Origin of the sequence: Roseibium litorale, from assembly GCF_014842915.1 — a bacterium.
Classification (GTDB): Bacteria; Pseudomonadota; Alphaproteobacteria; order Rhizobiales; family Stappiaceae; genus Roseibium; species Roseibium litorale.
In genome coordinates, this window is the sequence record NZ_JACYXI010000031.1 from 1 (window position 1) to 10,711 (window position 10,711).

The following is a 10,711-nucleotide window of genomic DNA, read 5'->3' on the forward strand; positions in this document are numbered from 1 at the left end:
TCTTTGGGAACAAGCTGATCGAGCGTCACAATCTCGAGCGCTGTCTGGGCGGGGCCGGGCTTCTTCAACATAAAGACACTGAATCAAAAACCACAAGCAAATGCTACGGGTTTGTCAGCAGTCTGAAGGCCCGCAAACGCGGGCCCTTACGATCTCTTCCTGAGACGGCGTCTTACTCGCCCGGGGTCCAGGCCTTGTAGTCGCCGGTCACCTGCGGACGGCTTTCCGGGGTCAGGATGGAGCCATCCGGACGGTAGGCCTTTGCCGTTCCGGTGTGGTTCGGCTCATGCGGCTTCTGCCAGGACTTGGCGTGGTAGGTCTCGTCCACCGGCGGGGTGTCGACGCGGTGGTGCATCCAGCCGTGCCAGCCCGGCGGAATAGTCGAGGCATCGGCCAGGCCGTTGTAGGTCACCCAGCGCTTCTTGCCGCCGCGCTCGCGGTAATACTTGTTGCCGAACTCGTCCTCGCCGACGAACTCGCCCTTGCGCCATGTGAAGAAGCGGGTTCCCATGGTCTGGCCGTTCCACCAGGTAAAGAATTCGATCAGGAAGTTCTTCATCGCCCTGCCGGGTCCTCTTCGCGCAAATCAGTCGGTCAATGGCTTGCCTGCCGTCTCAAGGCGGCGTGGCTGGCCGGATTTTGGCGGACTATGCCGCCTCACTTTGCGCCTGTCCAGTACCGCATTGCCGCAACTCCCCGGTAATGACGCCAAAATCCGTGGATTTGAGAGGATTCCCGCACCCGCCTGTGCGGTGTCTTGATATTATCTTGAAGACGGCGCCCGGCTTCCGGATGGCCGGTGCGTGCTTGCGTAGGCGGAGGCAGGAGCCAGCTTCTTTTCCGGTTTGGCGGCGGGTTTCTCCGCCTTGCCGGACAGCTTGATGCCCATCTTTTCCACGGACCGGGCCTCGGCGGCAACCGTTTCGGCCTCCTCCTGCAGCTGTTTCGCATTCCCATGCACAAAAGGGGTTTCCGGGATCATGACGTCCTGGCCATCGCCCGCCGGACGCTCGAACTCTTTCTCCACTGCCTCTTGCACCGCAGCCAGCTTCCGGATTGCCTGCTGGTGATAGCTTCGCGCATTTTCCAGGGTCTGGATCTTTTCCGCCGCCTGATCCAGCAGCTTGCTGACCCCCAAGATGTTGTAGAAGCCGGAATTCTCCAGCGCCATCACCCGGTCGTCCCTCAACAGCCAGCGCAAGCGGCTGTACAAGGTGGATGGGGACAGCGGCTTGACAAGAAGATGGTGCGCGCCCGCCCTCAGGGCCCTGTCCACCAGAGCCCTTGTGCCATGGGCGGTGATGAACAGGATAGGCACGTAACAGAGCGGATCCATGTGCCTGTGACGGACCAGGCGCAGAAGCTGGTAGCCGGAGGCAGGCTCCATGCGCCAATCGGTCAGAATGACGTTGGGCGGTTCTGCCAGCATCGATTGCAACGCTTCGTCGACCGAATCAAAAGCCCGCACACGGGCGACCTTAAAACTCAGCAGGATCGACCGGATGATCGTCTGCATGGGCCTGCTGTCCTCGACGACCACAACGTCCAGGTCTTCCATCTCCAGCCCATAGGCTGCATGATTTTTCATGCTGACAAGTGTCCCCTGCTGATCCCACCGGATGCCGGAAAACACAATGCACACCGCGCTTTAAATGCCGCTGAAACCGAAAGAGGCAATTTTCTTCAAATTTTCATAGAATCTGTTCAGCCTGCGTCTGACAGGCTCATTTTGCGGGCCGCGGTTGAATATGGGGACAAAGGTGAAGAATCGGCTTGGCCGGTTCCCCTCCCCGCTATCCACAGACACACACAAGATTTAGCGGATGCCCACAATTTACCCACCAGAGCTTGTCCGCTCCGGGTTGACGTTAAAAGGTCGTTTACACTAGATTTCTAATCGTTGCGGTGTGCGTAAGCGGAGCCTGTGTTCTCGGGTTCCCACCCTCCAGTTCAAGCGTAATCAGCGTGTCTCTCCCGATTGTGCAGGCCAGCCTTCCGGGTGGACGCTCTTCGTGTGTCTGCATCTCATTTGCACCCGTGACAAACCTGTTGATAGATACTACATTTAGTGTTCATCAACCGGTCCAAATACAAGATAACCATGTTCGAGTGTTCTGGCCGCGAGCCAGATCCAATCAAAACGGGCTCGACAAGCCGCCAGCGCGACAGCGGATGACGGCCGGGAATTGAAACTTTCGACTTGAGGCTGAGGATGCTGCGCGCGGCGAGCGGGCATCCGAACGGGACCTAAAAAGGGGACGAGGAATGCGGATTGAACGGCGCTACACCAAAGAGGGACAATCCCCTTACGCCGAGGTCGAATTCCGGACCGCGACGAGTGAAATCCGCAACCCGGACGGCTCCATCGTGTTCCGTCTTGCGGACATCCAGGTTCCTGCCCAGTTTTCCCAGGTTGCCGCTGACATTCTGGCTCAGAAGTACTTCCGCAAGGCTGGCGTGCCCGCCAAGCTGAAGCCGGTCGAGGAAAACACCGTGCCGTCCTGGCTGTGGCGCCATGAAGCTGATGAGAAGGCCCTCAAAAAGCTGCCGGAAGATCAGCGCTACGGTTCTGAAACCGATGGCCGACAGGTCTTCGACCGTCTCGCCGGCACCTGGACCTACTGGGGCTGGAAGGGCGGCTATTTCGACGGTGAAGCCGACGCCCAGACCTTCTATGACGAACTGCGTTTCATGCTGGCGACCCAGAAGGTGGCGCCGAACAGCCCGCAGTGGTTCAACACCGGCCTGCACTGGGCCTATGGCATCGACGGCCCGAGCCAGGGCCACTACTACGTCGACTTCCAGACCGGCGAGCTGGTGAAGTCCGCCACCGCCTATGAGCATCCGCAGCCGCACGCCTGCTTCATCCAGTCCGTTGAAGACGATCTGGTGAATGAAGGCGGCATCATGGACCTTTGGGTGCGTGAAGCCCGCCTGTTCAAATATGGCTCCGGCACCGGTTCCAACTTCTCCCGCGTCCGCGGCGAAGGCGAAAAACTGTCCGGCGGCGGCAAGTCCTCCGGCCTGATGAGCTTCCTGAAGATCGGCGACCGGGCAGCTGGCGCGATCAAGTCCGGCGGCACCACCCGCCGCGCGGCCAAGATGGTCGTCGTCGACGTCGACCATCCGGATATTGAATCCTACATCAGCTGGAAGGTGAAGGAAGAGCAGAAGGTCGCTGCCCTCGTCACCGGCTCCAAGATCTGCCAGAAGCACCTCAGCCTGATCATGAAGGCCTGCATCAACTGCGAGGCTGACAATGGCGAATGCTTCGACCCGGCCAAGAACCCGGCCCTGAAGCGCGAGATCCGCGCCGCCAAGAAGATGATGGTGCCGGAAAACTACATTCAGCGCGTCATCCAGTTCGCCCGTCAGGGATTCACCAAGATCGAGTTCCCGGTCTATAATACCGACTGGGATTCCGAAGCCTACCTGACTGTTGCAGGCCAGAACTCCAACAACTCCGTGCGCGTGACCGACGGCTTCCTGAGCGCTGTTGTCGAAGACAGCACCTGGGACCTGACCGCCCGCCGCGGCGGCAGCGTGGTCAAGACCATCAAGGCCAAGGAACTGTGGGAACAGATCGGCTACGCCGCCTGGGCGTCCGCTGATCCGGGCATCCAGTACCACACCACCATCAACGACTGGCACACCTGCCCGGCGTCCGGTGAAATCCGTGCCTCCAACCCCTGCTCGGAATATATGTTCCTGGACGACACCGCCTGTAACCTGGCGTCCATGAACCTGATGCAGTTCCGCCGCGAGGATAAGTCCTTCGACGTGGACGCCTATGAGCACGCCACGCGCCTGTGGACCATCGTTCTGGAAATCTCCGTTCTGATGGCCCAGTTCCCGTCCAAGGAAATTGCGGAACTCTCCTACAAGTTCCGTACCCTGGGCCTCGGCTATGCCAATATCGGCGGCCTGCTGATGACCTCCGGCATTTCCTATGACAGCGCTGAAGGCCGTGCGCTCTGCGGCGCCCTCACCGCCATCATGACCGGTGTGTCCTATGCTACCTCCGCCGAAATGGCCGGTGAGCTGGGCGCTTTCCCGGGCTACAAGGAAAACGCGGAGCACATGCTGCGCGTCATCCGCAACCACCGCCGTGCGGCCCATGGCGAGGAAACCGGCTATGAAGCGCTGAGCACCGTTCCGGTTGCCCTGGACCACGCCTCCTGCCCGGACAAGGCCCTGATCGAGCACGCCAAGCGCGCCTGGGACAAGGCTCTGGAACTCGGCGAGAAGAACGGCTTCCGCAATGCCCAGTCCACGGTAATTGCCCCGACCGGCACCATCGGTCTGGTCATGGACTGCGACACCACCGGCATCGAACCGGACTTCGCTCTGGTGAAGTTCAAGAAGCTGGCCGGCGGCGGCTATTTCAAGATCATCAACCGCGCGGTTCCCGAAGCCCTGGGCAAGCTCGGCTATACCCCGAGCCAGATCGCCGAAATCGAAGCCTATGCGGTCGGCCATGGCTCTCTGGATCAGGCTCCGGGCATCAACCCGTCCAGCCTGAAGGCCAAGGGTTTCAGCGATGAAACCCTGGACAAGCTGAAGGGCAGCCTCGGGTCGGCCTTCGACATCAAGTTCGTCTTCAACCGCTGGACCCTCGGCGACGAGCAGATGAAGGCGCTTGGCGTTTCGGACGAGCAGATGGAAGCCATGGACTTCGAACTGCTGCCGTTCCTCGGCTTCTCCAAGGCCGAGATCGAAGCTGCCAACACCCATGTCTGCGGGGCCATGACCCTGGAAGGTGCCCCCTTCCTGAAGGAAGAGCACTATCCGGTCTTCGACTGCGCCAACCCGTGCGGCAAGATCGGCAAGCGCTTCCTCTCCGTGGAAAGCCACATCCGCATGATGGCTGCGGCCCAGCCGTTCATCTCCGGCGCGATCTCCAAGACGATCAACATGCCGAACGATGCCACGGTTGAGGACTGCAAGGACGCCTACATGCTGTCCTGGAAGCTGGCGCTGAAGGCCAACGCGCTCTACCGCGATGGCTCCAAGCTCTCCCAGCCGCTCAACGCCCAGCTTCTGGCCGATGAGGATGAGGACGAGGATGACGCCGTCGAGCTGCTGGCGGCCAAGCCCCAGGCAGCGCGGGCGGAAGTCATTGCCGAACGCATCGTCGAGCGGATCGTGGAGCGCGTGGTGCGCGAGCAGGAAAAGCTTCCGACCCGGCGCAAGGGCTACACCCAGAAGGCCAAGATCGGCGGGCACACCGTGTTCCTGCGCACCGGCGAATATGATGACGGCCGCCTAGGCGAGATCTTCATCGACATGAACAAGGAAGGCTCCGCCCTCCGCGCGTTCATCAACAACTTCGCCATTTCCGTCTCCCTCGGCCTCCAGTATGGCGTGCCGCTGGAGGAATATGTCGACGCCTTCATCTTCACCAAGTTCGAGCCGGCAGGCATGGTGCAGGGCAATGACGCGATCAAGAACGCAACGTCGATCCTCGACTATGTGTTCCGCGAACTGGCCGTCTCCTATCTCGGCCGCAACGATCTGGCCCATGTGTCCCCGGAAGTCTTCGGCCAGAACGGCACCAGCGCTGCGGAAGCCGAAAGCAAGGCCAAGGGCGTCGTGTCTCACGGCCTGATCCGCGGCCAGACCGAACGCTTCCGTCTGGTCTCCGGGTCTGAACCGGCAGGCAACCTTACCCAGGCGATTGCCGCGGAACTGACCAGCACGGTCGTCGGCCAGACCTCGGCAGTGGCAACCGCCTTTGCCCGGGGTTCGGAAGCCGCAGCCAGGGTGGAGATCTCCACTGCCCCTGCCCCGAAGACCTCTGCCGCCCAGCAGATCGCCCAGGCCCGCATGAAAGGCTATGAAGGCGAAAGCTGCCCGGAATGCGCCAACTTCACCATGGTCCGCAACGGCACCTGCCTGAAATGCGACACCTGCGGCAGCACCAGCGGCTGCAGTTGAACTTGAGCGCTACGTTGTTGTCCCGAGTCGCATAGGATGGCCAATTTAGGCCAATAAGCGGCTCAAACGGCCCTGAAACACAAAAACCCGCCCATCGGAGACGATCGGGTGGGTTTTCTATGTCCGTAGGTGTTGATGTCAATTCTGGGACCTTGACGTGCCTCCGTTAATTCGGACCGTTCTGAGCCGGAATTTTCCACTTATGATCCCGATGTCGGGAGAAGGAGAGTTCCATGAAGAGGTCGAAGTTTTCCGAGGCGCAGATCGCCTTCATCCTGCGCCAGGCGGATGAAGGCACACCGGTCGCGGAAGTGTGCCGCAAGGCCGGCATCAGCGACGCGACGTTCTACAACTGGCGCAAGCGCTATGGCGGCATGACGCCGTCCGAGGTGAAGCGGATGCGACAGCTTGAGGACGAGAACAACAGGCTGAAGAAGATCGTTGCCGACCTGACGCTCGACAAGGCAATGTTGCAAGACGTGCTGTCAAAAAAGCTGTGAAGCCTGCTCGCCGCCGCGGTCTTGTTGATGAGGTCCATGAGGACTGGAAGGTGTTCATCCGCCGTGCTTGTTCATGCCTGCGGATCGATACCTCTCTCTATCACTACAAGTCGAAGCGCGGCGATCAGGCAGCGTTGAAAGCCCGGATTAAAGAGATTGCGGCGACGCGGGTGCGCTAACGGCTACCGGCGTCTCCATGTGCTGCTACGCCGGGAGGGATGGCCCGTGAACGCCAAGCGGATCTATCGCCTCTACAAGGACTTGGGCCTCCAGATCCGCAACAAGACGCCGAAGCGGCGGGTAAAGGCGAAGCTGCGCGAGGACCGGACAGAGGCTGTGCATTCCAATGACGTCTGGGCGATGGACTTCGTTCATGATCAGCTCGCCACCGGCCACAAGATCCGCGTACTGACAGTCGTCGATACCTCGTCGCGCTTCTCGCCGGCGGTCGATCCGCGCTTCAGCTATCGCGGTGAGGATGTCGTGGCGACACTGGAACTAGCGTGCCGGTCCGTCGGCTACCCGAAGACGATCAGGGTCGACCAGGGATCGGAGTTCATCTCCGGTGATCTGGACCTCTGGGCCTATCAGAAAGATGTCGAGCTGGACTTCTCCCGGCCGGGCAAACCCACCGACACGGATGTAATTGAAAAGCCCTTTTATGCGGGCCTTGCCTCACCTCGTGGTCGACTGCGCCATCGCGAGATGAAGCGCGCGTAATCTTGCTCGGCCTGCTCGACTTGCGCGCGTTCAGCGGCCCGCCGTTCCGGGATGTTATAGTCGTAGGCATCGCCGCGCTTCGCATGTTCGGCTGGCATTCCCGCCTTCAGTTCAACGTTCCTGAGCTTGCGAGCCAGCAAGGCCGGACGCACCCAGATGTAGTCGGTCTCCTTCGTCAGCATGTGCCAAAGGATCATGGACAGCTTCCGGGCCGTCGCCACCGCGGCAATGTGCTTTCCCCTGCGGGCTGCGATCCGCTGGTAGAAAGCACGAAGCGGCCCCGGAGATCGCGCCGCGGCCCATGCTGCTTCGACGAGCATACCGCGTGCCTGCCCCCGACCTTGCTTGGTGATCCGGCCATGGTAGGCGGGGCCCTCGCCAGACTGGCGGACACTCGGGTTCAGACCGAGGTACCCAACCAGCTTCTGCGGGTCGGGGAACCGGCGCACATCGCCAATGGCGGCAGCAACCCCAGTGGCAACCATCATGTCCACGCCGGGCAAGGTCATGATCCGACGAATGACCGGGTCTGCCAGTACCTCGCCGGCGATCTCGGCTTCGACCACCTTGAGGGCGGCTTCGATGACATCGATCTGGCCGAGGTGCCGCTCTATAGCGGCGCGCTCGTCCGGGGGAACAATCTGCTTTGCGAGCCACTTCCGGCCGCTGATCCCGACGAGGTTGCCGTGCGGACACGGAGGAACGAGATGGGCATGCAGGATCGACTGGATGATGTTCTTCAGCCGCACGCGTTGTCGGACGAGCTGCGTCCGCCGTGCAACCTGGCGCCGCAAGGCCTGTGTTCGTGCATCGGGAACCCAAACCTCGGGCAGAAAGCCGGTCGCATAGAGCTTGGCCAGGACAGCGGCATCAATTGCGTCCGTCTTGATCTTGGCGTGTGCGATCATGCGCACCTGCTTCGGGTTGGCCACGATGACCCGTTCGACGAAGGGGGCCAAGAGTTCCGCGACCGACGCCGCGTTCCCGGTCGCTTCGATGACCACGTGGTCATCGTGGGTCAGTTCCCGTCGGGCGAAGGCCTCCAGGTGTTCGCGCAACATCGGAACGCGACCCAGCTTTGTGAGTTTGCCTTCGAAGAGCGCGACGACTTCCGCTGCCACGCGGTGGATGTCCATGCCGATGATCCGCATGTCCTCCTCCTTTCCTGGTCAGGTTCAAGACGAGGGAGCCAGCGGGCGACACGACAATTACGGATCCGCGCTCGCAGCGCATCCGGGCTAGTCGCAGGGGCGGCCAGATAACGACCTCGAGCTCACAGCTCATGTCTGTGCGACGGCCTGCCCGCACTTGCGTGCTCCCGGTGCCCCGAGGCCCGGATCCCCCCAAGCATACCAGCTTGCGACATCCGGGGAACGAAGCACCAACGACATCATGCCGGATAACGTCTTCATTGAGTCATTCAACGGCAAGTTCCGGAACGAAGGTCTCAACGCGCACTGGTTCCTGACGCCTGACGACGCCCGTTCAAAAATGGAGGAATGGCGCAAGGACTACAACACCGTCCGTCCCCATAGCGCCATCGGTAACAAGCCGCCGATATCGCTCATGAATGGCTCATCGGCAGCTTCCGCCTTCTGAGCCAACACCCCCGGAAATTCCGGCCCGGGGCGATCCAAAGACGGGGAGCACCTCACCTCTCCAGTAAACCCGATACGCCCTGTTATTAAGATCCGCAACCAATGCAAATATTGCGCGAATCATACTACTGATACAATCAAATCAGATTGTCTAGAATGAGTTTGCAACGATGAAAGATAACATCAGGGAGCGCGTCTTCAAGGAAGGACTGGAAGTTAAATTCCCAATATCCCCCGACATCATTACATGGTGGATAAATCGTTTTTCTTCAGAATCGCTGTTGAGGCCAAAAAATATTTGCGAACAACTGTCAAAAGACATTAACCTGACAAAAAAATATCTATTACGCTCAGTAGATATAATGAGCGAGTGCGTTACGGTCGAAATCAAGGCCCTTGATAACATCGAAGAAGTTCTTTTTGCTCAGAGATCTATCGAGTTTCAGAACAATCAACTACATCAGGATTTTCTAGAAATTCTAGAGCGCTACCAAGGAAACGGGCTAGGCAGAATTCTGGCTCGAAATTCTATTCTTCTTGCAATGAAGTTGAATTTAAAACGCTTGGGCGTAATTGCAGTAGATACTGGGAGCTACGTTTGGGCGCGCGCTGGGTTTCTTCCAGAAAGCACAAGTTGGCGAAGTGAAAACTGCTTAGGTAAGATTTTCACTTGTCTAAATAATCTTGAGGGAGTTCCCTGGGAGCTAAAGAACGAGGTCTATTCACGCCTAAATCCGGGTCGGCCATCAGGCATCTGGTACCTGTCAGACCTGACGGAAATAGTAACCTCGACCCGCGATCCAAATTTGCAGCTTCCAATAGGAAAGGTCTTGCTAATGGAAAGTGGTGCGACTTGGCGCGGACATCTTGAATTTAAGACACAAGACGGAGAAGAGACACGCCATATTCGTAGAGCAAGAACTTATTTGAGGCTGTAACCGGATCTCGTCAAGACATCCTCGACATCATTTACGTCAAGCTTAAGTTGGCGTGCAATCCAGCCGGCTGAGTGCTCCATTTCAGCCATATCAATAATAGAATCTACAACTGAAGGGAGCATTTTCCCACGATTTTCCTCGTCAATTCGGTCAAAATCGATCAACATATCGTCCGCAGCATCAATGTAACCAGGTCTAGCCAAAACTATCTCCTTTTCAATCCAGCCTCAGCGACCACCAAAGTCGGCCTTAATCACTCTACGTATAGAGTATTTAGTCTTAAGCTGGCCGGCGCAATCCTCGTTTCCAACAAAATCTCCAAGTCCGAGTTTTTATGTTCGCGCATTTCACCCAGAACCTGGAATTACTCGAAAATAAAAAGACATCGATAGACGTCATTCAATTTAGCGGATCAAGAAAACTTCAATGCCGGTTTCATTGACTTCAACAACGTGGGCGTTGGCTCTAACTATCATTGCTGGCATTGCATCAGCATCCGCCATGTCATTCGAAATCACTCCTTACCCGGAACACCCAAACACTACAGTGGTCAGAGCCAACGGCACCATTGAACATGGCGATACAGAACGTTTCGTCGATCTCCTAGTAACAACTCCGCCTTCGGCGCGCATCCTGGTGATCACGAGCCTCGGCGGAAACGTCGCCGCCGCGCTTGCGCTCGCGAACGAAATCGAAGCTCGCGAATTCTCCATCATGGGAGACGGCGAATGCGCGTCGGCCTGCGCGCAGATCCTGTTTCCCGCAGGCTTTTATTCAGTTCTGACGCCTGGGTCCGTGCTTGGAATCCATTCCTGTTCGGATGCCTCCGGTCGCAACGATCTCTGCAACAAGGAAATCGCCAAGACAGCCGTCAAACGAGGCTTTCCGTATGTGTTGATTTCCATTGAGAAGTGACCCGGCTTGGCCTGATATTTCCATTGAGAATTGACCCATGTTTGAACCTTCCCTCGCGTGTTTTCAGCGGGGGCTATGGAGTGATCGACATGGCGTTATTGAG

General features: G+C 58.5%; 7 protein-coding genes and 2 pseudogenes. 5 read left to right on the top strand and 4 right to left on the bottom strand.

The window, feature by feature from the left end; all coding sequences use genetic code 11:
• Nucleotides 1-172: 172 nt before the first annotated feature.
• On the bottom strand, nt 173-559 hold the full coding sequence (locus IG616_RS22730) for an NADH:ubiquinone oxidoreductase subunit NDUFA12 (RefSeq protein WP_192151267.1): 387 nt from the start codon (nt 557-559) through the stop codon (nt 173-175).
• Nucleotides 560-763: 204 nt separating this feature from the next.
• The gene (locus IG616_RS22735) at nt 764-1,588 is read right to left on the bottom strand and encodes a response regulator (protein ID WP_192151269.1); all 825 of its coding nucleotides are present in this window, start codon (nt 1,586-1,588) and stop codon (nt 764-766) included.
• Nucleotides 1,589-2,265: 677 nt separating this feature from the next.
• Here IG616_RS22735 and IG616_RS22740 point away from each other — a divergent pair.
• A complete protein-coding gene (locus tag IG616_RS22740; RefSeq protein ID WP_192151271.1) occupies nt 2,266-5,937 on the top strand; it encodes a vitamin B12-dependent ribonucleotide reductase in 3,672 nt (1,223 codons plus the stop codon).
• 233 nt (nt 5,938-6,170) lie between these two features.
• Nucleotides 6,171-7,088, top strand: a pseudogene (locus IG616_RS22745) (IS3 family transposase); the annotation flags it as partial.
• An 8-nt stretch (nt 7,089-7,096) separates the two neighbouring features.
• On the opposite strand, the gene IG616_RS22750 reads toward IG616_RS22745, so the two are convergent.
• Nucleotides 7,097-8,308, bottom strand: a complete 1,212-nt coding sequence (locus tag IG616_RS22750) for an IS110 family RNA-guided transposase (protein WP_246476372.1) — start codon at nt 8,306-8,308, stop codon at nt 7,097-7,099.
• Between the two features lie 247 nt (nt 8,309-8,555).
• On the opposite strand from IG616_RS22750, the pseudogene IG616_RS22755 reads away from it, so the two are divergent.
• Nucleotides 8,556-8,756: pseudogene (locus IG616_RS22755) on the top strand (integrase core domain-containing protein); the annotation flags it as partial.
• Between the two features lie 169 nt (nt 8,757-8,925).
• The gene (locus IG616_RS22760) at nt 8,926-9,693 is read left to right on the top strand and encodes a hypothetical protein (RefSeq protein WP_192151273.1); all 768 of its coding nucleotides are present in this window, start codon (nt 8,926-8,928) and stop codon (nt 9,691-9,693) included.
• Here the strand turns inward: IG616_RS22760 and IG616_RS22765 are convergent.
• Nucleotides 9,678-9,896, bottom strand: a complete 219-nt coding sequence (locus IG616_RS22765; protein WP_192151275.1) for a hypothetical protein — start codon at nt 9,894-9,896, stop codon at nt 9,678-9,680. The genes IG616_RS22760 and IG616_RS22765 overlap by 16 nt on opposite strands.
• 223 nt (nt 9,897-10,119) lie before the next feature.
• Between IG616_RS22765 and IG616_RS22770 the strand changes: the two genes are divergently transcribed.
• Complete coding sequence (locus tag IG616_RS22770) at nt 10,120-10,608, top strand: hypothetical protein (RefSeq protein WP_192151277.1); 489 nt, start codon at nt 10,120-10,122, stop codon at nt 10,606-10,608.
• Nucleotides 10,609-10,711 lie beyond the last annotated feature (103 nt).

Coding starts and splice junctions, on each gene's coding strand:
- IG616_RS22730 (WP_192151267.1), bottom strand. CDS start 559: ATGAAGAACTTCCTGATCGAATTCTTTACCTGGTGGAACGGCCAGACC.
- IG616_RS22735 (WP_192151269.1), bottom strand. CDS start 1,588: ATGAAAAATCATGCAGCCTATGGGCTGGAGATGGAAGACCTGGACGTT.
- IG616_RS22740 (WP_192151271.1), top strand. CDS start 2,266: ATGCGGATTGAACGGCGCTACACCAAAGAGGGACAATCCCCTTACGCC.
- IG616_RS22750 (WP_246476372.1), bottom strand. CDS start 8,308: ATGCGGATCATCGGCATGGACATCCACCGCGTGGCAGCGGAAGTCGTC.
- IG616_RS22760 (WP_192151273.1), top strand. CDS start 8,926: ATGAAAGATAACATCAGGGAGCGCGTCTTCAAGGAAGGACTGGAAGTT.
- IG616_RS22770 (WP_192151277.1), top strand. CDS start 10,120: ATGCCGGTTTCATTGACTTCAACAACGTGGGCGTTGGCTCTAACTATC.